Origin of the sequence: Pseudarthrobacter sp. NPDC080039, from assembly GCF_040702335.1 — a bacterium.
Classification (GTDB): Bacteria; Actinomycetota; Actinomycetes; order Actinomycetales; family Micrococcaceae; genus Arthrobacter; species Arthrobacter enclensis_A.
In genome coordinates this window covers 107,864-132,752 of the sequence record NZ_JBFBKY010000002.1, presented here as the reverse complement: position 1 = coordinate 132,752, position 24,889 = coordinate 107,864, and the positions used below count along the sequence as shown (strand labels likewise).

General features: G+C 67.5%; 18 protein-coding genes. 11 read left to right on the top strand and 7 right to left on the bottom strand.

Annotated features, from left to right (window positions below; all coding sequences use genetic code 11):
• Nucleotides 1-4 precede the first annotated feature (4 nt).
• On the top strand, nt 5-3,397 hold the full coding sequence (locus AB0313_RS02510) for a glycosyltransferase family 2 protein (RefSeq protein WP_366303388.1): 3,393 nt from the start codon (nt 5-7) through the stop codon (nt 3,395-3,397).
• A complete protein-coding gene (locus AB0313_RS02505) occupies nt 3,390-5,096 on the top strand; it encodes a DUF5719 family protein (RefSeq protein WP_366303386.1) in 1,707 nt (568 codons plus the stop codon). Before AB0313_RS02510 ends, AB0313_RS02505 begins: the two co-directional genes overlap by 8 nt.
• Nucleotides 5,097-5,123: 27 nt before the next feature.
• Here the strand turns inward: AB0313_RS02505 and AB0313_RS02500 are convergent, their stop codons facing one another.
• Nucleotides 5,124-5,636 carry a metallopeptidase family protein gene (locus tag AB0313_RS02500; protein WP_141940601.1) on the bottom strand — a complete coding sequence of 171 codons (513 nt, stop codon included), beginning with the start codon at nt 5,634-5,636 and terminating at the stop codon, nt 5,124-5,126.
• A 118-nt stretch (nt 5,637-5,754) separates the two neighbouring features.
• Between AB0313_RS02500 and AB0313_RS02495 the strand changes: the two genes are divergently transcribed.
• From AB0313_RS02495 to AB0313_RS02480, 4 genes are all read left to right on the top strand, one after another.
• Complete coding sequence (locus AB0313_RS02495) at nt 5,755-6,141, top strand: DUF3499 domain-containing protein (protein WP_307303340.1); 387 nt, start codon at nt 5,755-5,757, stop codon at nt 6,139-6,141.
• A 78-nt stretch (nt 6,142-6,219) separates the two neighbouring features.
• Nucleotides 6,220-6,447 (top strand): hypothetical protein, encoded by a 228-nt coding sequence (locus tag AB0313_RS02490; protein ID WP_366303384.1) that lies wholly within the window; start codon nt 6,220-6,222, stop codon nt 6,445-6,447.
• 72 nt (nt 6,448-6,519) lie between these two features.
• Nucleotides 6,520-7,986, top strand: a complete 1,467-nt coding sequence (gene ahcY / locus AB0313_RS02485) for an adenosylhomocysteinase (RefSeq protein ID WP_141940604.1) — start codon at nt 6,520-6,522, stop codon at nt 7,984-7,986.
• A 64-nt stretch (nt 7,987-8,050) separates the two neighbouring features.
• Nucleotides 8,051-9,289, top strand: a complete 1,239-nt coding sequence (locus tag AB0313_RS02480) for an Ig-like domain-containing protein (protein WP_307303344.1) — start codon at nt 8,051-8,053, stop codon at nt 9,287-9,289.
• A 1-nt stretch (nt 9,290) separates the two neighbouring features.
• On the opposite strand, the gene AB0313_RS02475 is transcribed toward AB0313_RS02480, so the two are convergent.
• Entirely contained in the window at nt 9,291-10,091 is an 801-nt protein-coding gene (locus tag AB0313_RS02475) for an RDD family protein (protein ID WP_366303381.1), read from the bottom strand.
• A gap of 88 nt (nt 10,092-10,179) precedes the next feature.
• Between AB0313_RS02475 and AB0313_RS02470 the strand changes: the two genes are divergently transcribed.
• Nucleotides 10,180-11,172, top strand: coding sequence for a stage II sporulation protein M (locus tag AB0313_RS02470; protein WP_366303379.1), 993 nt, complete (start codon nt 10,180-10,182; stop codon nt 11,170-11,172).
• 123 nt (nt 11,173-11,295) lie between these two features.
• On the top strand, nt 11,296-12,465 hold the full coding sequence (locus AB0313_RS02465) for a TIGR01906 family membrane protein (protein ID WP_366303377.1): 1,170 nt from the start codon (nt 11,296-11,298) through the stop codon (nt 12,463-12,465).
• On the opposite strand, the gene AB0313_RS02460 is transcribed toward AB0313_RS02465, so the two are convergent.
• Both AB0313_RS02460 and AB0313_RS02455 read right to left on the bottom strand, forming a co-directional pair.
• The gene (locus tag AB0313_RS02460; protein WP_366303375.1) at nt 12,456-14,285 is read right to left on the bottom strand and encodes an AMP-dependent synthetase/ligase; all 1,830 of its coding nucleotides are present in this window, start codon (nt 14,283-14,285) and stop codon (nt 12,456-12,458) included. The genes AB0313_RS02465 and AB0313_RS02460 overlap by 10 nt on opposite strands.
• A gap of 67 nt (nt 14,286-14,352) precedes the next feature.
• Entirely contained in the window at nt 14,353-16,074 is a 1,722-nt protein-coding gene (locus AB0313_RS02455) for a phospholipid carrier-dependent glycosyltransferase (protein ID WP_366303373.1), read from the bottom strand.
• Between the two features lie 45 nt (nt 16,075-16,119).
• Here AB0313_RS02455 and rsmI point away from each other — a divergent pair, with 45 nt between their 5' ends.
• Together rsmI and AB0313_RS02445 are read left to right on the top strand one after the other, a co-directional pair.
• Complete coding sequence (gene rsmI, locus AB0313_RS02450) at nt 16,120-16,995, top strand: 16S rRNA (cytidine(1402)-2'-O)-methyltransferase (RefSeq protein ID WP_366303371.1); 876 nt, start codon at nt 16,120-16,122, stop codon at nt 16,993-16,995.
• Nucleotides 16,996-17,175: 180 nt separating this feature from the next.
• Nucleotides 17,176-18,675: an NAD-dependent succinate-semialdehyde dehydrogenase gene (locus AB0313_RS02445; protein ID WP_366303369.1), complete on the top strand. Its 1,500-nt coding sequence runs from the start codon at nt 17,176-17,178 to the stop codon at nt 18,673-18,675.
• Nucleotides 18,676-18,741: 66 nt separating this feature from the next.
• Here the strand turns inward: AB0313_RS02445 and AB0313_RS02440 are convergent, their stop codons facing one another.
• The 3 genes from AB0313_RS02440 to AB0313_RS02430 are packed head-to-tail and all read right to left on the bottom strand — an operon-like array spanning nt 18,742 to nt 23,792.
• Complete coding sequence (locus tag AB0313_RS02440; protein WP_307303357.1) at nt 18,742-21,231, bottom strand: DUF3488 and transglutaminase-like domain-containing protein; 2,490 nt, start codon at nt 21,229-21,231, stop codon at nt 18,742-18,744.
• Entirely contained in the window at nt 21,228-22,691 is a 1,464-nt protein-coding gene (locus AB0313_RS02435; RefSeq protein WP_366303367.1) for a DUF58 domain-containing protein, read from the bottom strand. The genes AB0313_RS02440 and AB0313_RS02435 overlap by 4 nt, the downstream gene beginning before the upstream one ends.
• A gap of 9 nt (nt 22,692-22,700) precedes the next feature.
• The gene (locus AB0313_RS02430; protein ID WP_366303365.1) at nt 22,701-23,792 is read right to left on the bottom strand and encodes a MoxR family ATPase; all 1,092 of its coding nucleotides are present in this window, start codon (nt 23,790-23,792) and stop codon (nt 22,701-22,703) included.
• A gap of 162 nt (nt 23,793-23,954) precedes the next feature.
• Here AB0313_RS02430 and AB0313_RS02425 point away from each other — a divergent pair, with 162 nt between their 5' ends.
• On the top strand, nt 23,955-24,860 hold the full coding sequence (locus tag AB0313_RS02425; protein ID WP_366303363.1) for a TatD family hydrolase: 906 nt from the start codon (nt 23,955-23,957) through the stop codon (nt 24,858-24,860).
• Nucleotides 24,861-24,889: the final 29 nt, after the last annotated feature.

Genomic DNA, 24,889 nt, shown 5'->3' with positions numbered 1-24,889 from the left:
GGATGTGCACGTCACTGCCGTTGTGGTTGCCCACAACGGCAGTGCCTACCTGCCCAGAACCCTTTCAGCACTGGCTGCCCAGAGCCGTCCCGTGGACCGCGCCATCGGCGTGGACACCGGGTCCGGCGATGACTCCGTCCGCCTTCTCAGTGAAGCGCTTGGGGAGGCCAGTGTCGTCCGCCATGCCCGGGCCAAGGGCGGCATGGGCGCCGCCGTCTCCGCTGCCCTCGCGGAGCTGGCGCCGTTCACGGAGTCCGCCGAGGGTGCCACCGCGGAGTGGATCTGGCTGCTGCATGACGACGCAGCGCCGGCGCCTGAAGCCCTCGCTGAACTTCTCGGCGCCGTGGAACGCGCGCCTTCGGTCACCGTTGCAGGCTGCAAGCAACTGGACTGGCACTCACCGCGCAGGCTCATTGACGTCGGGCTCTCCACGAGCCGCTGGGCCGAACGGCTTACCCTGATCGATGCCGATGAAATGGACCAGGGCCAGTATGACGGCAGGTCTGATACCTTCGCCGTCAATTCCGCAGGCATGCTGGTCCGCCGCGACGTTTGGGAGCAGCTGGGCGGGTTCGACCCCGCACTGCCCGGCAGCGGTGACGATGTGGATTTCTGCTGGCGCAACCGCCTGTCGGGCCATCGCGTCGTGGTGGTCCCTGCCGCCCGCATGTTCCACGTGGCCCACCGGCCGCATGCCCTTGGGAACCCGGCCGCGGCCCGCAAAGCCCAGGTCCACCTCCGGCTGAAACACAGCCCCCTGTGGATGGTGCCCGTCCATGGCATCGGCGCCCTGCTCGGCAGCCTCTTCAAGCTGGTCCTGAGCATCGTGGTTAAGGATCCCGGCCACGGCATTTCCCAGCTCCTTGCAACCTGCGCCGCACTGGCCAGGCCCCGGGCCCTGGCAAAGGGCCGCCGGACCGCCAAACGCACGCGACGTATCCGCCGGTCCGTCATCCGCAAGCTCCAGACGCCCCGGCGGGAGGTCTGGAGCCACCGGCGGTCGCTGATGGAGGCGCTGGGGTCCGACGGATCAGGTACTGACGATCTTGTCCAGGATCCCCTCGCGCACCAGCCCACAGGTGACGCCGCCGATGACTTTGCCGCCCTGGCCACCACCAGACGCGGATGGGTGGGCAACGGTGCCCTGGCCGCCGTTATCATCGCCTCCGTGGCCTCACTCCTGGCTTTGGCGGGATTGTTCCGGGCCGGCGCGGTGGCGGGCGGCGCCCTTATTCCTGTTTCTCCACGGCTCGGGGACGTCTGGCACAACGCCTCCACGTGGTGGATCAGCCTTGGAGCCGGACTTCCCGGGCACGGCGATCCCTTTGACTACGTCCTGTGGCTCATCGGAGTCCTCGGCGGTGGCGACGCCAACCCGGCCATGGCCTGGCTGCTTCTGCTTGGGTCCCCGCTGTCCGGCCTCACCGCCTGGTTTGCGGCAGGCGGCCTGACAGTGCGCCGCCGGCTGCGCCTGGTTGCAGCCCTTTTCTGGGCGGCTTCACCGGCACTGCAGGTTGCATTGAACCAAGGCCGCGCCGGTGCGCTGGTTGCACACATCATGCTGCCGCTGGTGGTCCTGGGCCTGCTGCGGGCCACGGGCTCCGCAGTAGGACACGGCCGCTTCAACGCCGACGCGCCATCCGTTGAGACGGCCGGCGAACAGACCCCCGCCAAGCCGGGGGTCAACGGCACGCCCTCCTGGACCGCTTCCGCTGCAGCGGGCCTGGCCCTGGCAGTCACCACGGCGTCGGCGCCGTCACTGGTCATCCCGGCCACCGTGGTCATCCTGCTCTGCGGTTTGCTGCTGCGCCGCCGCGGGCGAACGGTGTGGTGGGCGCTGCTGCCCACCGCCGCCCTGTTCATCCCCTTCGCGCTGTCAACGCTCGACAGGCCCCGGGCCCTCCTTGCCGATCCCGGTCTTCCGCTTGGGTTCGACGCCGCACCGCTGTGGCAGCAGGTCTTGGGCCAGCCGCTCTCATTCGACCCCGGCGCCGGCCTCCAGGGACTGGCTGCCTTCACCAGCGGCACCGTGCCGTGGGCCCTGCTGCTCGCCCTGCTTATCGCGGCGCCCGTGCTGCTCCTCGCCATCGTGGGAGTCTTTTCAAAAGGACAGCGGGCAGGGACCGCCAGATGGTTCTGGATTGCCGCGGTCATCGCGCTGGCCAGTGGCTGGTTCTGCAGCCACGTAGTGACGGGGCTGAACGCGGGCCTCCTGGTGGCGCCCTTCTCCGGCCCGGCAGTCTCGGCCGCGTCCTTCGCCCTTCTTGCGGCAGCCATCCTGGGCGCCGAGCAACTGCTGTCCGCTGCGGACAAGGCTGCCGGGAACGGAGCTAAGACCAAGACGGCGGCGCGCGCCGCGCTTGCGCTGGGACTGGTGGTGCTGCTGGCGGGCCCGCTCGCGGGCATGGCCGCCTGGTCCGCACAGAACCTGCTGCGTCCGGCCGCCGCAGCGGGTAACCAGCCCGCGGCAACCCAGGGGACCGCCCTCTCTTCAGCGCCGAACACTTCCGGCACCGGGGGAGCGCTGGGCGCTGCACGGCTCGTGGAAGCCGCTCCCGGCCGGTCCCTTCCCGCCACCGCCATCGACCGGGGGACCGGTCCCGAACAGACGCGCACCCTCCTGCTGAGCACCGGAGACGACGGTACCTTTAGCGCGTCGCTGATGCGCGGATCCGGCACTACGCTGGACGGCCTCTCCGCCATCGCCTCCGCACGGAGCGTCATCGGTGCACCAGGCGCCGAAGAAGTCCGCGGTGACGACGACGTCACCGCAGCTCTGCGGCGCGTCGTGGCCACCCTCGTTGCGGGCCAGGGCGTGGACCCGCGCCCCGACCTCGAACAGCTCGGCGTTGGATTTGTCGTGCTCCGTTCCGCGGATACGGCAGCCCAGCTCACCGCCAGCCGGATGGACGCAGTCCCGGGCCTCGTCGCAGTGGGCCAGACCGACGTCGGCTGGCTCTGGCGCGTCAGCCCGCTGAACCAGCCGGTCCTTCAGGCGGCTGACGTCGCCCACCGGGTCCGGATTGTCGATTCCCGTGGGACTGCCACCGCCCTGGTCGACTCCGGCACTGATGATGTGGACGCTGCCGTCCCGGCAGGACCGGAAGGCCGGCTGGTTGTCCTTGCCGAGCGGGCGGATCCCGGCTGGAGCGCGTGGCTGGACGGCCGGAAGCTTACCTCCACTACCGCCGGTTGGTCCCAGGCCTTTACGCTTCCTGCATCGGCCGGCCAGCTGACCGTCCGCTACGAGAACCCATGGTCATTCTGGGCTGCCGCTTCCCAGATCGCGATCATTGGGTTGACCATCATCCTGGCAATCCCCATGCCGGCACGACGGCCGCGGACCGGCCTCTCCCGTGACGAGGGCTCCCTGCGTAAGGAACACCAACATGCATGAGCACACCACGCCGGACGCCGGCGTTCCGGCCGGGGCCGACCAGCAAGACGTGCCCGGAACCTTGGCATCGGCCGGGAAGAACCACGGCAGGAAGGCGTCCCCGCGTGGCGCCAGCCGGGTGCCGGGCGGCAAAGGGCGGGTGGCATCCGTAGCCGGAGTTGCCGCGGGCGTCCTCATCATTGCAGGCGCCGGAGCAGTGGTGGCGGCAGGATCACTGGTGCCGGCTCCTTCCTCCAGCCGGACGGTGCCGGCGGCCGAAGCCGCTGTTCCGGCGGGAGCCAGCGTAGGTGTCTGCCCCGGGCCCGCACGGCTGCTGGAAGGTACAGAGGCCGGAACCGACGCGCAGTTCCGGCCTGAATCGGCGTCCGCCGCAACCAAAGTCACTGCCGCCGTCCTCAGCGCGGGAGGCGTACTCCCGGGAAGCCGGCTGGCTCACCTGGACGGTACGGCCGCCGTCGATATTTCCAAGGACCCTGGACGCGCCCCGACCCCCGGAGCCCCACAGCAGCTCCTCGCCGGCGTCCTCGCCGACCGGACCGTGGACCAGGTGAGCGTCCTCAGCGCCAACCCCGTGGCAAACCAGAATGCCTCAGCGGCCGGGGCCATGAAATACACAGCCAGCGACGGCGACCTCCGAGGCAGCGCCGCGGCCACGTGCGGGCAGCCCTCGAACGACCAATGGCTGGTGGGGGCGGCAACCACTGTCGGCCGCACTTCCGTGCTGGCGCTTACGAATGCGTCCAGTACCCCGGCCACCGTGAGCCTGGAACTGTTTGGAGCAGGCGGCCAGATCCAGGCCCCGGGGAGCCGGGGACTGCTGGTCGCGCCCGGCACGACGCGCAGTGTTGTCCTTGCCGGCCTGGCCCCCAATGAGTCCCGGCTCGGCGTGCACGTGCGCAGCGCCGGTGGCCCGGTGGCTGCTTCCATCCAGCAGAGTGTCCTGCGCGGCCTCACTCCGGGCGGAGTGGATTTCATCACCCCCGGGACTGCCCCTGCCATACGCCAAGTGATGACCGGAGTGGACATCCAGGACACCGCAGGAGTTGCCGCACTGACGGCCCAGACCGCTTACAAGGATGCCGGACCGGCGCTTGAGCTGACCGTTCCCGGTGCATCGGACGCGGTGGTGGAGGTCAGGCTGTACGGGCGGGACGGCCAGCATGCGCTTCCCTCCGGTGGCGTCATCACCGCCAAAGCAGGTTCGACCACGGAGGTATCCCTGGCCGGAGTACCTGCCGGGCAGTACACCGTCTCGGCCTCATCCGATGTCTCCTTTGTTGCCGCCGCCCGCATCAGCCGCGGACTACAGGCGGGACAGCCGTCGGACGTGGCCTGGGCTTCCTCCGCCGTGCGGCTTGGCAGCCAGCACATTGTTCCCGTCCCCAAAGGCGGTCTCCGGCAACTGGTATTCGGGGCCCTGGACGCCAGGGCCACCATCACCTACGCGCCCATCACTGCCGACGGGAAAGTTCGTGCACCCGCCACGGCCGATATTGCCGGAGGCACAACCGCCTCCATCAGCATCCCGGATCAGGCCGAAGGATCGGATGTCGTAGGTTACGCAGTATCCGCGTCGGGTGACGCCGCCGCCTATGGAGCCGTGCTGGTGGGACAGGACGGGCGAAACGACGTTTCATCCCTGGCTTTCCTCGCGGCCGCAGCCGGCCAAGAGACCGTCCCGGTAAAACTCGGCTACTAGGAGCCGCTGGTTCCCGGCACTACTGGCTCAGTAGCGCCGCCGGTATACCGGGTCCAGGGTCTCCGGCGCCACGCCCAGCATCTCTGCCGTGTGCTCAACCACTACGTCGTGGACCAGGTCCTGCAGTTCCTCCGCGCTGGAGCATGCCTGCTCAACAACCCGCCGGTACACGGTAATGGTGGGCCCGTCATCACCGGCAGCGGGAATGTAGGCGCCCATGGGTGCCGGGGACCCGTTCGCGGCCAGCTGTTCAAGGTCGGGCGGGATCTCGTCCACCCCGAACCTGACGCCATCCAGCGTTTTTCCCCAGATGTCGTGCAGCCGCTGCGCGGAGTCCAGCACCATGTCATCGAACCGGTCGCCGCGGGTCCGGTATCCAGGGTGGGTGGGCAACATTACCTCGCCGCGAAGGCCGCGGCCATGGCGGTTCCGGCGCCGCCTGAAAAAGCTCCTGCCGTTGGTATCCCCACCCTGAGCCACGTGAGCATCAGGGTCAGCCAACCGGACCGAAAAACCTGATTCATGGTTCGATGACTGCATATATCGACTCTAAACCCGGGGGAGCATTTACGCGATACATCACCGCAGCTTCGCGCCCGCGCCGGACAGCGGCCGCAATGCGCGGCTTTTGGTCCCTGAAGGGGTAGTCTGTGATGTCGTGGGAGCTATACGTCAATGTTCAAGGTCTGCCTGCCGCCAGTCGGCGGTAGCCACCCTGACGTACGTTTACGCAGACTCCACTGCTGTCCTGGGCCCGCTCGCCACCTACGCGGAGCCCCACTGCTACGACCTCTGCGAGCAGCACGCCGATTCGCTGACGGTTCCCCGCGGCTGGGAAGTGTTGCGGCTGGCAATGCCTTCCACCCCCCAGCAGCCCGGACCCGATGACCTGTTGGCGCTGGCCAACGCCGTGCGGGATGCGGCGGCGCTTCCCCCGGAAGCCCAGGCTCCCGCTCAGCGGGCCCACCATTCCGCTTTGGAAGCACCCGGCGCTACTGAAGGGGCACGCCGGGGACACCTGCGTGTCCTCCGGGAACCTTCCTGACCCCTATCTGGCGGTACGCTGGAGCTGCACATCTTTTCCGCTACCGGCGCGAGCGCGCCCGCCAGGGAGCATGACCAAATGCCAAAGATCAGCCCCGAGCTGTTGTCCGTCCTGCGTTGCCCCGTCACCGGCTCTGCCCTGGTTCAGGAGGGGGAGGAGCTGGTCGCCACCGCCGCAGGGGAAACCGGGGGGAGGACCCGGTACACCATCGAGGACGGGATCCCTTTGCTGCTGCCTCCGGAACTGCTTGCCGCAGCAGCGTCGGCGGGTTCAGACCAGCACGATCCCGCCACGGCCGGCCACTAGTACGCCCTATCGCCAGCACAGACACAGCAGAACGGGACTGGACCAGTTCCCGGACCAAGCAAAGGACCACCCATGACTTTTGAGTACAAAGTTGCCGACATCTCCCTGGCGGAGGCCGGCCGCCACCAGATCCGCCTTGCGGAGCACGAGATGCCCGGCCTCATGTCGCTCCGCAAGGAGTTCGGCCCCGAGCAGCCCCTTAAGGGCGCACGGATCGCCGGTTCGCTGCACATGACGGTGCAGACGGCCGTGCTGATTGAGACCCTCACCGCGCTGGGCGCCGAGGTCCGCTGGGCCTCCTGCAACATCTTCTCCACGCAGGACGAGGCCGCTGCGGCCGTGGTGGTTGGCAAGGGCACCGTCGAAGACCCGCAGGGCGTGCCTGTGTTCGCCTGGAAGGGCGAGACGCTTGAAGAGTACTGGTGGACCGCCGAGCAGATCCTCACCTGGCCCGGTGCCGACACGAACCCCGAGCTGGGCCCCAACATGATCCTCGACGACGGCGGCGACGCCACCATGCTGGTCCATAAGGGCGTTGAGTTCGAAGCCGTGGGCACCGTCCCCTCCGCCGCGCCGGAGGATTCCGAGGAATACGGCATTTTCCTCGAGGTGCTGCGCCGCTCCCTTGCCACAGACCCCCACAAGTGGACCCGGACGGCCGCCACGATCAAGGGCGTCAGCGAGGAAACCACCACGGGGGTCCACCGCCTCTACCAGCTCGCGGACCAGGGCAAGCTGCTCTTCCCTGCCATCAACGTCAACGACTCCGTGACCAAGAGCAAGTTCGACAACAAGTACGGCATCCGCCACTCCCTCCCCGACGGCATCAACCGCGCCACGGACGTGCTGATGGGCGGCAAGGTTGCCGTGGTCTGCGGTTACGGCGACGTCGGAAAAGGCGCGGCCGAGGCCTTGCGCGGCCAGGGCTCGCGTGTCATCGTCACGGAGATCGATCCCATCTGTGCCCTGCAGGCTGCCATGGACGGCTACCAGGTAGCCAAGCTGGAGTCGGTCCTGCCGCAGGGCGACATCTTCATCACCACCACGGGCAACAAAGACGTCATCATGGCCGAGCACATGGCCGGGATGAAGAACAAGGCCATCGTGGGCAACATCGGCCACTTCGACAACGAGATCGACATTGCCGGCCTGGCCCGGGTCCCCGGTGTCAAGAAGGTTGAAATCAAGCCCCAGGTCCACGAGTGGGTCTTCGATGAGGGCACTGATGGGGAACGCTCCATCATCGTCCTGTCCGAGGGCCGGCTGCTCAACCTTGGCAACGCTACCGGCCACCCGTCCTTCGTCATGAGCAACTCGTTCGCCAACCAGACCATTGCGCAGATTGAGCTGTGGACCAAGCGGGACCAGGACGAATACGAAAACAAGGTCTACGTCCTGCCCAAGGTCCTGGACGAGAAGGTGGCCCGGCTGCACCTGGACGCCCTGGGTGTCGAGCTCACCGAACTGTCCAAGGACCAGGCGGAATACCTGGACATTGATGCAGCCGGCCCCTACAAGCCGGAGCACTATCGTTACTGAGACCTAAGGGCCCGGGTGCCGTCAAGCGCCCGGGCCGTTATGTCCTGCACCTAGGATCAAAAACATGGAGCCTGATGTAAAGCCCCGTCGCAGGGGGACCGCCAAGAAAGTCCTTGCCGTGGCCGCGGTCTGTATCCTGGCCGCCGTGGGCGGGGTTTTCGCCGCCGTCGCTCCAGGCCTTGCGGGCGGACCCCTCGAATCGGAAGCAGGCTCCGCGCTGCGGACGTCGCCGGGCATTGCATCGCCCGTTGTGCCGCCGGTCCAGCTTGACGCGGCGCCCGCCAACGGTGCCAAGCAGGTGAATCCAGCGGCCCCGGTGTCCCTGAAGGTTGGCAACGGGACCATCCAGCGTGTCACCCTGGCCAGCACTGCCGGGAAGACCATTGACGGCAGCATCGACCCGAGTGGGACGTCGTGGTCCGCCACGGCGCCCCTCGAGTTCAACACCGAGTACAGCTACACCTACGTGGTCAAGGACTCAGCTGGACGCGAGACCAGCACCACACAGTCCTTCAATACCGTGTCCAGTTCGCACGAGGCCGACGCCGCCGTCTATCCGCTGAACGGTATGAAGGTTGGCGTAGGCCAGCCACTGCAGGTCATCTTCAGCGAGCCCGTGACCAACCGTGCGGCGGTGGAAAAGGCCATCAAGATCAGCACCTCCGCAGGGCAGACGGGGGCGTTCCACTGGTACAGCGACACCATGGTGCGCTACCGCCCGGAGAACTTTTGGGCAGCCAACTCGACCGTCACCATGGACATGCAGCTCTTCGGCGTTGACCTGGGCAACGGCCAGATCGCTAACTTCAACAAGAAGGTCAACGTCTCGATCGGAGACAAGAAGGTGGCCGTTGCAGATGCCACGGCACACACGTTTACTTTGAGCGTCAACGACCAGCCCGTGAAGACCCTGCCCGTCAGCATGGGGGACAAGCGCTTCCCCTCCGCGAAGGGGTACGCGGTGCTGATGGAGAAAAACCGTTTTGACCACTTCAGGGCGGCAAGCATCGGCCTGAAACCCGGTGACCCCGCCTATTACGGTGAAGCGGACGTGGAATACACCATCCGCCTTACGCTCAGCGGGGCCTACATCCACCAGGCGCTCGATTCCGCATTCCCCTATATCGGGAACACCAACGTGTCCCATGGCTGCATCGGTTTCCTGCCGGACGGTGCAGCCTGGGTATTCGACAACATGGGCACCGGTGACGTGGTCCAGATCATCAACACCGAGGGCGACTACGCTGCGAACACCGACGGGTTCGGGGACTGGAACATCCCCTGGAGCGAGTACGCCAACTGAGTCAGTCGCCAAACGGCAGGCGCTGCAGCCGTTGCCTTGTCTGCATGTACCGGCGGCGTGACTGCGACAGCCTGCCGAACTCCCTGTTGCGCCGTTCAGCGAGCACGGCGGCCAGATAGTCAGCAGGAACGGTCCCCGGCGGCGGGGCCGGTGCTACATGGCCCGACAGCTCTGCGGCGATCGTGGCCGCCATGCCTGCCCGGGAAAGCGGCGCCATCCGGCCCGCCTGGCGGATGAACTGGGCCGCCCGGCGTGCCGTGGCATCCGGGATGCGTCCAATGTCCGCCGCTGCAGCCCACGAGTGCAGGTGCGGCGGAACGAAAACCCTGATGGCCTGCTCGGCCGGTATCCGGCTTCGTACCGCGTAGGTGCCGGCCAGCAGGTCGCCCAGCCGCCGGGATTTGTCGTTGAAGAGCGCGACGGCGAGGGCAAGGCCGCCAAACGTCAGGTAAATCTCGAGGAATCCGGTCAGCCCCCGGGTCACGGCGTGCCGGAACCGGATGGCGCCGCCGTCCTCGCGGACCACCCGCAGGCCCGTGGCGAGTTTTCCCAGCGACTTGCCGCGGCTCAAGGTCTCCACGGCCACCGGCACCACCACAAGGCAAAAGACGACGGCGGCCAGTGCAAGGGCCCGGGCGGCGGCGCCATCCAGGTCCGAGCCGGCGGCGGCCAAGCCAATCATGATCAGCACAAGCAGGACCAAGTGGACGACGATGTCGATGGCCAGGCCCAAGGCCCGGGCGGCAAAGCTGGCGGGCCGAAGCTCCAGGACCACTGCCTCGCCGGTGATGATCGGACTCACACTGCGTCCCTGCCCTTCGCAGCTGATGTTGCGCATGATCGGTTGGTGCGGACGCTCAAAGTCTAATGCCGGGCGCTAGGCTGTTGCCGTGGACATGGATGCCTTCGCCGCCGTCAATGCAGATACATGGGCGCGGCTGCAGGAGCTGGCCGGCAAAGGCCGGCTGAGCGGCGCCGAGGCTGACGAACTGCTCACGCTCTACCAGTCCACGTCCGGGCACCTGTCACTCGTGCGTTCCGTGGCACCGGAAAGCGTGCTGTCGTCCTCCCTCTCCGCGACGCTGGCACTGGCGAGGACGCGCTTTACCGGCGCCAGGTCCAACGCCATGGCCGACCTCGCAAGGTTTTTCGTGGTGGCCTTGCCCGCGGCGCTGTACCGGCTGACCCGGCTCACCCTCGCGTGCGGCACGGCATTCGTCCTCATTGCTGCTGCCTATGCGGTATGGATCGGGACGTCCCCTGAAGCGCTCAAGGCCGTGGCGTCCGAGACCGCGGCAGCCCAGTACGTGAACGAGGATTTCGTCAATTACTACTCGGAGAATCCGGCGGCATCCTTTGCCGGCGCTGTCTGGACCAACAACGCCTGGATCAGTGCACAGGCCGTGGCCTTGGGTATTACCGGCGTATGGGTACCGATGATCCTGTTCGGCAACGCCCAGGGGGTGGGCATCGCCGCGGGGATCTTCGCGGCTGCCGGTAAGTCCGACGTCTTTTACAGCTACATCCTGCCGCACGGACTGATGGAACTCACGGCGGTCTTTGTTGCCTCGGCCGCCGGCCTGCGTATCTTTTGGGCCATGGTCTCACCCGGGCCACGCACCCGTGCCCGGGCCGTGGCCGGGGAGGGCCGGTCACTGATAACGGTGGCGCTTGGACTCGTCCTCGTCCTGTTCGTCTCGGGCCTGGTGGAAGGCTTCGTGACGCCGAGTCCGCTGCCCGCCTGGGCCAGGATCGGTATCGGAGCCGCTGTCCTCGCAGCGTACTGGACGTACGTCCTGGTGCTGGGCAGGCGGGCATACCTGGCCGGCGAACGCGGCGACCTCCGCGGCGAAGATGCAGGCTACACGGAAATCGCTGCCTGAATCGTTGTAATCCTGCCGGGGTGGTTCCTCGCCCAGTGGAAGTTCCGGACGGTAGGCTCGTCAGCAGAATAATCGCGCCGGCTGACTGGGCCCGGCACGGAACCCAACGGAAGTGACGCTGCTGTGAATGACGAAACACCGGCCCGCGCCAAAAGCGCCGTGCCGCAGCCGGAACCTTTCCTGGACACGTCCGGGGATTCCGACGAGCCCGCGTTTTCCTGGCTGACAGCCGAGGGAGGGGACGCATCCACCGGGCGGAAGGGGAGCGGGAGCGCCGCTGACCGCGACGAGTCCGGCGGGGCAGGGCCCGGCACGGAAGGATCCGTCCGGAACGCACCAGCCGGCACGGACAAGGCCGTGCAGCCCGAAAGCCGGGCCGACCGCAAAGCGGCCGAAGCCGCGGTCGGATCTTCCGGGCTTGGAAACCATGCTGCCGGATCCCCGGAAAAGGATCCGGCCGGCAGCGACGGTTCGTCCGTATTCAAGGAACCCCTTCCCACCTCGGCACTGCACGTCCGGCCGCCCCAGGAGGAGGTGGAGCGCAGGAATGCCGAGCGTGAGAGCGCTGCTAACGCCAAGCCTGTGGCGCCGCGCGTCATGCAGGTCCTGCTGGCCATCATTTACCCCTTCATCCTCCTGATCCTGGCCGTCCGGGCCGTGACCAGCCCGCTGTTTCTCTGGGTGGAGTACAACCGTCCCGGCTTCCCGGGCGATGGGTACGGCTTCAACACCGACGACAGGATGACCTACGGTTCGTACGCCGTGGACTACCTCAGCAACTGGGCCGGCCCCCGCTACCTGGGCGACCTGGTGCAGCGCGGAGGCGACAAGCTTTTCAAGGACGGCGAAGTCAGCCATATGGCTGACGTCAAGACCGTCATCCTTTCCACTTTCAGCGCCGGCGCTGGGTTGATCCTCCTCGCGCTGATCGCCATTCTGTACCTGCGCCGGCGCAGCACCGGCGGGGTCCGGCGCGGGCTCTTCGCCGGGTCCATCATCACGCTGGTCCTGATCCTTGGCCTTGGCACGCTGGCGGCGATGGGCTGGCAGCAGTTCTTCACCGACTTCCACCGGATCTTCTTTGCCGACGGCTCGTGGACCTTCAGCCTGGACGACACACTGATCCGGCTGTTCCCCAGCCAGTTCTGGATGGACGCGGGCATCGCCATCGGGGCCATGGTGCTTCTGGCGTCGATCGTGACACTGGTGCTCACCTGGCCCACGCGCAGGCGCCGTGGCGTTCCCCGGGAGGACAAGCCTGCCGGCAAGCAGGAGAAGACCGTTCAGCCGTAGATCTTGGCGATCTCCGCCTGGAATTCCTTGACGACGGCGGAGCGTTTCAGCTTCAGGGACGGCGTCAGGTGACCGGATTCCACCGAGAAGTCGGCGTCGATCAGCCGGAAGGTGCGCACCGATTCGGCCTTGGACACTGTCTGGTTGGCCAGGTCGACCGCCTCCTGCAGGGCGGCAAGGACCTGGGGGTCCGTTGCGGCCTCGCTAAGGGGAAGCACAGGCAAACCACGCTCGGCGCGCCAGTGGGCAAGCCCCTCAGGATCCAGGGTCAGCAGGGCCGAGACGAAAGGCTTGCCGTCACCCACCACCACGGCGTGGCCCACTAACTGGTGGGTGCGGATCTTCTCCTCCAGCGGCCCGGGCGCCACGTTCTTCCCGCCCGCCGTGACCAGGAGGTCCTTTTTCCGGCCCGTGACGGTCAGGAAGCCGTCCTTGTCCAGCTCACCGAGGTCACCGGTGCGGAAGAAGCCGTCCACGAACGCTTCGGCATTCGCGGCAGGGTTGGCGTGGTAGCCCCTGAAGACACCGATTCCCTTGACCAGGATCTCGCCGTCTTCGGCCACTCGGATGGTGGTCCCCGGGATGGGGATGCCTACGGTTCCCACCCTGGTGCGGGACGGAGTGTTGGCGGTGCAGGGCGCTGTGGTCTCCGTCAGCCCGTACCCCTCGAGTACGGGGATTCCCACACCGCGGAAGAAGTGGGCGTCCTCCGAGGCCAGCGGACTGGCACCGGAAACGGTGTACCCCACGTCGCCGCCCAGCGCCTGGCGCAGCCTGGGATAGACCACACGGTCGTACACTGCATGGCGGACCCGGCTCAGCAGCCCTGGCCCCGGACCTTCACCCCGGCTCTGCCGGTCCTGTTCGCGTGAGTACTGGATGGCGGCCGCTGAGGCGGCGCCGAAGAGCCTGGCTTTGCCTGCCAGGGCCGCTTTGTGCGCGGCCGTTGCCCTGACCTTTTCGAAGATGCGCGGCACCACCAGGAGGAAGGTGGGCCGGAACGTCCCCAGATCATCAAGCAGCTGCGCAGCCCCCGGCGTGTGGCCCACGGTGGCGCCGGCACTCACGCAGACCACTTGGACGGCCCGCGCCAGGACGTGCGCCAACGGCAGGAACATCAGGGTGCGGGCCTGGTCCTTCAGCAGGATCTCCGGCAGGAACGCAACGATGTTTTTGGCGACCAGGGCGAAGTTCCCGTGGGTGATCTCGCACCCTTTGGGCTTGCCCGTGGTGCCGGACGTGTAGACCAGCGACGCGAGGTCTGCCAGCCCGGCGTGGCTGCGTTGCCGCTCCAGCTCGGAGTCGCTGACTCCGGCGCCGGCAGCAGCGAGGCTGGCGAGGTCCGGTGCCTCGCCGTCGTAATCCATCCGCACCACATTGACCAGGCGGTCGCTGAGCTCGGCCGATCCTGCCACCACGCCGGTGACCAACTGCACCGTGGCGCGGTCGCCGGCAAAGACCCGCCGGACCCCTGCATCACGGATGATCCACTCCACCTGGCTGGCCGAGGATGTTTCGTAGATAGGCACGGTGACGCCGCCAGCGAACCAGATGGCGAAGTCCACCAGCGTCCACTCGTACGAGGTGCGGGACATGACGGCCACGGTGTCCCCGGGTTCCAGGCCCCCGGCGATAAGGCCCTTGGCCAGGGCAGCGACGTCCTGGAGAAACTTCTGCACGGGAACGTCCACCCAGCCGTTGGGGCCCTTCCGCCGGTACAGGGCACGCGCCGGGTTGGCGGCGTGCTGCTCCAGCAGCAGGTCCGTCACGTTGCTGTTGGCGTCCAGCTCAACCAGCAGTTCCGTGCTCGCTTCTCTCACAGCAGGTCTCCGTTTCCGCTGCCATGCCGCGGCAGCGGCTCCTTCAGGGCTTTGTTGCCATCCTGCCCTAGATCCAGGACGGCATCCACATCCGGGCCCTCCAGTCGACGTAGGGGATGACCTCTCCGGTCCAAATGGGGTAGAAGAACGCGGACAGCAGGAGGGCGGCCACAAGGAACAGGACTACCAGGTACAGCCCGGCGCGGCGGCGCTGGGGCGGGTCCGTCGCCTTACCCAGGACCAGCCCCATGCAGTACACCAGGGCCAGGACCAGGAACGGCTCGAACGACACCGCATAGAAGTAGAACATGGTCCGCTGCGGGTACATGAACCACGGCAGGTAGCCCGCGGCAACGCCGGCCAGGACGGCTCCGGCCCGCCAGTCCCGGCGCCCCGCCCACCAGAACAGCAGGACCACCAGGGAAATGGCGGCTGCCCACCAGATCAGCGGGTTTCCGACGGACAGGATGGCGGAGGTGCACTTCTCGACGTCGCAGCCGGGCGTCCCCTGGGGCGGGGACTCATAGAAGAACGATGTTGGCCGTCCCATCACCAGCCAGCTCCAGGCACTGGCCTGGTACGGGTGCTCGGAACTGAGGCCCTGATGGAAGTTGTAGGCTTCCAGGTGGTAGTGCACCAGGGACCGGACGGAGTCGGGAAGCCAGCCCCATTCCGGCGAGGGGTTGCTTTCCGCCCAATGGCGGAAGTACGCGTTGTCCGAGAGGAACCAGCCTGTCCAGGTGGCGGAGTAGACGATTCCTGCCACGGGGACCATGCCAAGGAACGCGGGAATTCCGTCCCGGATCAGGCCGCCGCTGATCCAGCCACGGATGCCCGCCACGCGCCGCGCGCTGAGGTCCCACAGCACCGTGAGGAGGCCAAAACCGGCGAGGAAGAAGAGCCCGGACCACTTTGTCCCCACGGCCAGGCCCATGCAGACTCCGGCGGCAACACGCCACCACCGCACGCCCAGCCACGGCCCGGACAGCAGCGCCCCGGCCGGGTGCTGTCCACCGTTGGCCGCAGCGGCACGGGCCAGGCGGTCCGCCAGCCGGCGGCGCCCGTCGTCGCGGTCCATCAGCAGGGCACCAAAGGCGGCGAGTACCCAAAACGTCAGGAAGATGTCCAGCAGCGAGGTCCGGGACATCACCAGGTGGTGGCCGTCGACGGCGAGGAGCAGCCCGGCGGCGCCCGCCAGCGGAAGCGAGCGGAACAATTTCAGTGCGATGAGGGAGATGAGCAGGACGGTAAGGGTGCCGGTGAGGGCCGCGGCAAAGCGCCAGCCGAAAGGATTCTCCGGCCCGAACAGCCACATGCCGGCCGCGATCATCCACTTGCCCACCGGCGGGTGGACCACATACTCGGGCGTGTTCAGCAGGACGTCGGGATTGCCTGTGTTGAAGGAATCATTGGCCTTGTCAGGCCAGCTGCGTTCATAACCGCTGATGAGGTAGGAGTAGGCATCTTTGACGTAATACGTCTCATCGAACACCAGCTTGTGGGGTACTTCGAGGCGGACGAAACGGAGGACCCCGCCTATGACGGCCGTCAGGACCGGAACCAGGATGAACCAGAGCCGCAGCGACGGCGGATAGTCCCGCCACTGCAGGCCGGCGCCGATAAGCCGTTCCCGAAGTGCCTCTGCGGTAAACGCGTGGTCCGGGCGGCTGATCCATCCCCGCTCGGCCTTCCTGCCGGGCGCCGCTGTGGCGCCTGCTCCTGAGGGGGACTCCGGGCTGTTTTTCCCGGCCCCGGCGGGCCGCGTCGAGGTGTGCGTCACGAGCCCCATGCTACCTTTTGCGGCTGGAGACTCCGGCAGCAGTAGGCTGGGTGGGTGGACCCGAACCCCAGCCCCCTTTCCGAGACCGGCACCTCCGCGGCGGGACGTATCGTCCTTGCCGCCACTCCCATCGGGAACACCGGAGACGCCTCCGCCCGGCTCGTGGAACTGCTGGCCACGGCGGACATTGTGGCCGCCGAAGACACGCGCCGCCTCCACCGCCTGGTCCAGAGCCTGGGCGTGGCCGTGGCCGGCCGCATCATCAGTTACCACGAACACAATGAGGCTACCCGGACGGCCGAGCTCCTGGACCAGGTGCGTACCGGCAGCACGCTCCTGATGGTCACCGACGCCGGAATGCCTGCGGTCTCGGACCCCGGTTTCCGGCTGGTGGAAGGGGCCATCGCCGCGGGACTTCCCGTCACCGCGGTCCCCGGCCCCTCCGCCGTCCTCACCGCGCTGGCCTTGTCCGGACTGCCCACAGACCGGTTCTGCTTCGAGGGATTCCTTCCGCGCAAAGCCGGTGAAAGGGCCTCGCGCCTGGCTGACCTCGCAGGTGAGCGGCGCACCATGGTGTTCTTTGAGGCGCCGCACCGGCTCGAAGCCATGCTGCGCGCCCTGCGCGAGAGGTTCGGCCCGGACCGCCCCATCGCCGTATGCCGGGAACTGACCAAGACCTACGAGGAAGTGATCCGTGGCACTGTGGGCGAACTCCTCAAATGGGCTGAGGACAACGAGGTCCGCGGCGAGATCGCCGTGGTGGTCGGCGGCGCCCCCGACCAGGCGGCCGGAACTCCGGAAGACCACGTTGCGGCGGTCAACGAGCTGGTGGCACAGGGCATCCGTCTGAAGGAGGCAGTTGCCGCCGTCGCTGACGATGCGCGGGTAAGTAAACGGGAGCTGTACTCGGCAGTCCTCGCCGCCCGCTAGGGCCCTCGGCCACGCGTCCGGCTTTAGTGCAGCTGCACAGCGAAGCTGCGATCCCGCAGTGCGCAACGGCGTAGACCATGCGGGTGGCCCGCAGTAGTCTGGCTGTTAATCAGCCCCATGATCCCGGTCACTCCGGCCGCGGCCACGGGCTGCCACAACCCTACTGACGAGGGAGTCATCGTGACTGTCACTGCACAGCCGGCCGTTACCGCCGAGCGCGAAACCCGGCTTTTGGCCTCCGTTCCCACCGGGCTGCTCATCAATGGTGAGTGGCGCGATGCCGCCTCCGGCAAGACGTTCGACGTCGAGGATCCCGCCACGGGAAAGGTGCTGCTGAGCATTGCCGACGCCGGCCCCGAGGACGGCGCCGCGGCCCTGGACGCTGCCGCGGCTGCCCAGGACTCCTGGGCTAAGGTGCCGCCGCGCGAACGCGGGGAGATCCTTCGCCGCGCCTTCGACCTGGTGACCGAACGGGCGGAAGACTTCGCCCTGCTGATGACCCTGGAAATGGGCAAGCCGCTGGCCGAAGCCCGCGGCGAAGTGACGTACGGCGCCGAATTCCTGCGCTGGTTCTCGGAGGAAGCAGTCCGGGCCTTCGGCCGCTACTCCGTCTCGCCGGACGGGAAGTCCCGCCTCCTCGTGACCAAGAAGCCGGTGGGCCCCTGCCTGCTGATCACCCCCTGGAATTTCCCGCTGGCCATGGCCACCCGCAAGATCGCCCCGGCCGTTGCCGCCGGCTGCACCATGGTCCTGAAGTCGGCAAACCTGACACCCCTGACGTCCCAGCTGTTCGCAGCCGTCATGCAGGAAGCAGGGCTGCCCGCCGGCGTCCTTAACGTCATCCCCACCTCAACGGCAGGCGCCACCACCGGACCCTTGGTCAAGGACTCCCGGCTGCGCAAGCTGTCCTTCACCGGCTCCACCGAAGTGGGACGCCGACTGCTCGCCGACGCGTCCGAAAACGTGCTCCGGACCTCCATGGAGCTGGGCGGCAATGCCCCCTTCCTGGTGTTCGAGGATGCGGACCTCGACGCCGCAGTCACCGGCGCCATGGCCGCCAAGCTGCGGAACATGGGCGAGGCCTGCACCGCTGCCAACCGGTTCATCGTCCACGAGTCCGTGGCGGGTGAGTTCGCGGAGAAGTTCGCCGCGAAGATGAAGGAAATGACCACGGCCCGTGGTACCGAGCCGGAGTCCAAGGTTGGCCCGCTGATCGATGCAAAGAGCCGTGACAAGGTCCACGAGCTGGTGTCCGACGCTGTTGCATTGGGTGCCAAGGCGGTCCTGGGCGGCGCTCCCGTGGAGGGGCCGGGGTACTTCTACCAGCCCACGATCCTGTCCGGCGTCTCCGAGGGAAGCCGCATCCTGTCCGAGGAGATCTTCGGTCCTGTTGCCCCGATCATCACCTTCAGCAGTGAGGACGAGGCTGTGCGTCTGGCCAACAACACCGAGTACGGGCTGGTGGCGTACGTATTCACCAAGGACATCAACCGCGGTATCCGGATGGGCGAAAAGCTCGAAACCGGCATGCTCGGCCTGAACGCGGGCGTCATCTCCAACGCCGCCGCACCTTTCGGCGGCGTCAAGCAGTCCGGCCTGGGCCGCGAAGGTGGCCTGGAGGGCATCGAGGAATACCTCTACACCCAGTACATCGGCATCGCCGACCCCTACGCGGGCTAGTACCAGGCGGCCCGCCGCCTTAAACAAACAAGTGCCGGCCGGGCTAACCCGGCCGGCACTTTCGATTCAGCCTCCGCCTGCCCTGCGCCCGGCGTCGTGCGCACGGCCCCTGCTTCCGTGCCACAGGCGGGCCGTGGCAGCAGCTGCGGCCCCGAACGCCCTGTTGGCCGCACTGAACGGAGTCCCGGCAAGCTGACCCAGGCGTCTGGTAACTGACCGCGGCAGCCATGCCGCGCCCAATCGGCTGGGCAGCGTGGCGTTCGCCCGCAGGGACGCTGCGACGGCGGCAATCTCCTCTGCTGCAGTACCGGCCACAAGGCCGCTGTCAGGAGAACCGCCCTGATCGGGGCGGCCGTAACGGTAACGCTCAATGGCGGAGGTCAGGGTGGCCATGGCGGCATGCGCGTCCCGGTCCATGCCCCCGGGCTCACCCAGCAGTGCTTCCCGGAACCGCGCCGAATAAGCCCGCGGTGTTTCGCTTCGCTCCGCAGGAAGGCCGTAATCGGTGCCGAGGTCCATGACCTCGTTCCATGCCAGCGGAACGGCACGGTCCGCCCGCTTGGGATGCAGCCGCCGCGAGCGTGTCCCGGCGCGGACCAGGTGCGGGGCGGCGGCCAGGAGGGCAAGGCCTGCCACAGCGCCACCGCCGAGGAGCCACGGCATGAGCTCCGTGCCGCCGGTGCTGCTGCTTCCGGCGCCGGGTGCGGCCTGGGCGGTGGCACTGGGCGGGGTGGTGGGTACGGGGGCGGCGTCGGGAACGAGCCCGTCATTGTTCCCCAGGGTATCCGGGACCGATGGCGCCGGCCCGTCAACGGCGTAGTCCGGTACCACTCCCCGGGACGGCGTCGGTTCGAACGGTACCCATCCCAGGCCCTGGAAGTAGAGCTCCGGCCAGGCGTGGGCGTCGCGCGCATCGGCTTCGTACTCCGGAAGGGCCCCCTGGCCGGCCACCGTGACCGTTGCACCGGTCAGCCTGCCGGGTGCATAGCCCACGGCAATCCTGCTTGGAATGCCTTCCAGCCTGGCCATTACCGCCATGGCGGAGGCGAAATGGATGCAGTAACCGCTCTTCTGTTGCAGGAAGTCCGCCAGGACGGAGAGGCCGTTGCCGTCGTAACCGCCCTGCACGGGCGACTGCAGCGAATACGTGAACTCAGACGATCGCAGGTACTTCTGGATGGCCATGGCCTTCTGGTACGGCGCTCCCGCGGCTGCCGCGACGGTCCGGGCCGTGGTTTTGACGATCTCCGGAACGTTGGCCGGTATCCGGGTGAAGACGTCCGGAACGTCCCGCACCTGTCCCGAGGACTGCGCTAGCAGTGCTGCGGAAAGTTTGGGTAGTGCGGACGTGACCAGGTACTCCTGCCTTCGCGTGGTGGTGTCCGTCCCCTTGATGCTCAGGGTGGCCGGGTCCCACGTCCACTGGCCGCCGAGCCCGCTGATGGTTTCGGGGGCGTAGGGTACTGGCAGGTAGGGGCTGTTGAAGGATCCGGCGTCGATGGCGGTGACCAGCCGGACCTGCTCGTCCGCCAGGATTGCATAGCCGGGGTCGATCCGGCCGTCCAGGGGTACCCGGGAGGCGGAGCGGTCATCCGGTCCCCAGGAATCGCCGTCGAAGTTGTCCACGGTCACCGAGCGCAGGTAGAGCGGTGTCCCGGAGTTGGTGGCATAGGTGATCCTGCCGCTGCCGTCAGGAGCGCGAAGGCTGTTACCCAGTGTGATCATCGGATTGAGGCTGTTGGAGGCGCCCCACGGATTGAGCCGGGACCCTTGTGGAAAGGTACCGCTGTCGAAGCCGGGGATGGCCAGTGGCAGCACCAAGGTTGCAGCCAGGGCCACGGCTCCGGTCAGCGCTGCGCGCCGCACCACCCCCGGACTCCGGGCCGGCCCGGGCTCCACCCTGCCGTCCGGAGCAAACCACTGGCTGCAGGCCAGGATCAGCAGGTAGCCCGCTGCGGTGGCAAGGAAACTCCACGCACCCACGCTTTGAGGCTTAATCATGGCGGGAACCACCAGCAAAGCCAGCAGGCCCATTCCGGAGGCGGCCGGCATGCCCAGGGGTACGGCCAGCGCGTCAACGAGGATGACGGCCAGGCCGAGCACGGCGCAGGAGACCAGCACGATCCCGGCATTGGGCGCCACGGGGGCTGTCTCGCCAAGGACCGTTTCGCTGGCCCGCCCGATAAGCCGGTTCAGGTCCTGGAGGGTGGCGGTGGTGGGAACGACCCAGAGGAAGCTGGAACTGCGGAAAAAGGTCAGCGTCAGCACGGCACCCAGCGCGATGAATCCTCCGGCAGTGACCAGCAGGGGCTGGGCGCGGAGCGAACGCAGCGCGGCGAGGGTGAACCCCACCACCAGGACCGTGGTGAGGCCCGGCCAATACCAGTTCCAGCCGCGCAGGACGCCGTTGAGGGACAGTGCCGCCCCGGAGACAGCCACCATGATGGCTGCCGCCATGGCCCAGGGGTAGGCGCCCGCGCGCGTCCGGTCCGGCCGGTCTGGTTGGCGTGCCGCCTTTTGCTCCCCGCCTGTTGGCCGGGCCGGTGCCACGGTCATCTGGTCAACCCCGCTCCCCGCCGGACCTCTGACGCCGGAGCCGACGGCAGGGCGGGATCCTGGTCGAACTGGGCCCAGGCCCCGGCAAGCTGCGTTTTTGGATCAACGGCCACGGCCTGCCAGCCGCCTTGGCGCAGCACTTCCAGGACGCTCCGGGCCTCAGCCGGCCGCTCCACGGCCACGATGGCGAACGCGTTGGTGCCGTACGCGGCAGCCGGTGCCAGGGCCACGGCTTCCTCAGCGGTAATGCGGCCCAGGACTGCTATCACAGGCCCCCGCATCCGGTGCGCGGACAGTTTGTCCATCAGACGGTCATCGAATGCCGGTGGCTCATGGGTGGTGTCTGGTGGAATGCGGAGGGCCGTGGCTCCGTGGGACTGGGACGCTCGGCCGGCTGCGTTCCGGCGCGCACCGTCCCGGCGCGGATGCGGGCTTCCGGACAGCTGGATTGCGGCGAGGCTTTCTGCGATGGACTGCAGGCCGGACGTCCCGGCGTACGCTTCAGTTGCCGGTTCCGGCGAAGAAGGAGAGTGCAGGAATGCCGGATCCCCTCCGGTATCCAGCAGGCGCAGGCTGTAATTGCGCTCAGCAAGGTGAGCGCTGATGGACATTGCGGCAACAACGCACCATTCGAAGGTTTCGCTGGTGGCCATTGGGTGGCCGTCCTGGCCCCGCTTCCAGTCCGTTGCCGCTCCGGGGCCGCCAAAGGCACCCGGGCGGTGGTCGAGGAGGATGGTTGCTTCGGGCGTGGTGACGGATTCCTCCTGCCGCACCATCAGTGCCCCGTGCCTGGCCGTGGCGGCCCAGTGCACCCTCCGCATGGGATCGCCGTGGCGGTATTCGCGGGTCATGACGTCGTCATCACTCGGGTTTGCCCGCACCCGCGTGGCGGTGACACCGTCATAGCCGCGCGCTCCGGCCAGTCCGGTGGCAGGCAGGACGACGGCGGCAGGCGTCACCGTGAGGACGTCGCCGTCGTCGATTGCCTGGCGGTGCAGCGACAGCCCGAAGGGGTCGGTGAACTCGGCGGTCACGGGCCCGATCCTGAACTGGCCCCGGTGCCTGGAACTGAGGCGGTACTCGTAGCGGCTGACTCCGCCGGAGGCGGACCGGGACGGAAACCGGAATGCCGGTGCGTGCCCGAACTGCGGGGGCAGCCGTTCCTCCATGGCCACCCGGCCGCTCCCAGGGTCCGTTCTGGCTACTGCAAGATGCACGGCGGCAGGGGCCGAGGTTTCCACGGGGGAAGGATTGAACTCGCGGTAGACCCGGAACCGGGGCTTGGCCAGGCGGACGCCGGCAAGGGAGATGAGGGGAAGTACGAGCAGCAGCAGGGCCAGGGTCAGGAGGTCCCGGCGTCCCATCACCTGGGCCGCAGCAAGGGTGAAGGCACCGGAAGCAAGCATGCCCCAGCCGCGCCTGGTGAACAGGTGGCGAGGAAGCTTGTCCAGCAGGCCCATGGTGCCTGCCTAGCGGTTCCTGCCGACTGTACCGGCAGCAGCCCGGCCGGCCTGGGCCTGGGGCACGGGCAGCCGGGACAGGATGTTCCGCAGGACGCTGTGCGGGGTTTCACCTGCACCCGCGGCCTTGCGGTCCAGGATGATGCGGTGCGCCAGGACCGCCTGGGCCACGTCCGCCACGTCGTCCGGCAGGACGAAGTCGCGTCCGTCCAGGGCAGCAGTGGCCTTGGCAGCGCGCAGCAGCTGGAGCATGGAGCGGGGGCTGGCGCCCAGGCGCAGCATGGGACTTTCCCGGGTAGCCCTGCCTACCGAGACCGTGTATTCCTTGACGGGCCCGGAGACAAAGACTTTCTGCACAGTGGCGGTCATGGCGGCGACATCGGCGGCCGTGACAACGGGGGAGACATTGGCCAGCGGGGAGACGGCCTGGTGGGTTTCCAGCATTTCGATTTCTGCATCCATGTCCGGGTATCCCATCGAAATCCGGGCCATGAAGCGGTCCCTCTGGGCCTCGGGCAAGGGATACGTCCCTTCCATTTCGATGGGGTTCTGCGTGGCCACCACCATGAATGGTTCATCGAGCCTGTAGGTGCTGCCGTCCACCGTGACCTGGTGTTCCTCCATGCATTCCAGGAGGGCAGACTGCGTCTTGGCCGAAGCACGGTTGATCTCGTCGCCAATGACGATGTTTGCGAACACCGCGCCCGGACGAAATTCAAAGAGCCTGGAGGCCTGGTTGTAGATCGACACGCCAGTGACGTCGGAGGGCAGGAGATCCGGGGTGAACTGGATGCGGTTGACGGTGCAGTCAATGGTCCGGGCAAGGGTTTTCGCCAACAGGGTTTTCCCGACGCCGGGCACGTCCTCAACCAACAGGTGGCCCTGGGCGAGGAGGACAGTGAGCGCCAGCTTGGCGGCGTCGGACTTGCCGTCGATGACGGTGTTTACGGTGGTGAGGATGCGCTGTGCCGCCGCGTGGAAAGCCCCTGGGTCCATGGCCACCGGACGGTGTCCGTTCAGGTGGCTGACGGGATCGGAGACGCCGGCCAGGTTGAGGTTTGGCGCGCTTCCATTGGTGGCAGTGCGTCGGTGGGGTTCCATCGGCAACCTTTCAGCCCGGGTTCACGTGGACGGGACAGCGAGCCTGCCTACGCCCCACGGTGGGCGTGCGCGTGTACTCGTTCCAGACTACTAACACAACTGCCATGCCTGACAGAGAGTTCCGGCAAATTTGGGGAGGCCCGCGGCCGATAGGCTGGGCACATGTGCGATTCGTCGATCCCTGCCGCCTACAGGGCGCCTGCCGCTGACGGGGCCACCGGGCCGGAAGCCGTCCGCCGGAGGAATTTCCCGCCTGCGCCGCAACCCCTGCCCGTTCCGGTCATGGACAACCACACCCATCTGGACTTTCCGGAAGGGGAGGGGCCTGTGGGGATCAAGGCCGCCCTCGACGCAGCAGAGGCAGTGGGCGTCCAGGGGGCCGTGCAGGTGGGTTGCGACCTTGAATCCTCACGGTTCACGGTGGCCGCGGTGGACCAGGACCCACGGCTCCTGGGAGCTGTAGCCCTGCATCCCAACGACGCTCCGCACTATGCTGCCCGCGATGAACTCGAAGCCGCGCTCGCCGAGATCGAACACCTGGCCGCGCATCCCCGGATCCGGGCCATCGGCGAAACGGGCCTGGACTTCTTCCGCACGGAAGGTGAGGGGCTGCGCCACCAGGAATACTCGTTCCGCCGGCACATTGATATTGCCAAGCGGCTGGACCTCACGCTCCAGATCCACGACCGCGACGCGCACGCCGATGTTGTGCGCGTGCTGAATGAGGAAGGGGCGCCGGAAAGGGTGGTCTTCCACTGCTTCTCCGGTGACGAGGAACTGGCCCGGACCTGCAACCAACATGGCTGGTGGATGTCATTTGCCGGCACACTGACCTTCAGGAATGCCGCAAACCTGCGCGCCGCGCTCGCAGTGGCAGAGCGGGATCTCATCATGGTGGAAACCGATGCCCCGTTCCTCACCCCGCACCCGCACCGGGGGCGTCCCAATGCCAGTTACATGGTCCCGTACACCGTGCGGGCCATGGCAGAATTGACAGGCTCAGACCTCTCCGGCCTGTGCGCCGCCATCAGTGAAAATACCGGACGGGCATACGGATCCTGGGCCTGATCCGCGGACCTCATCCTCCCGGTAAATGC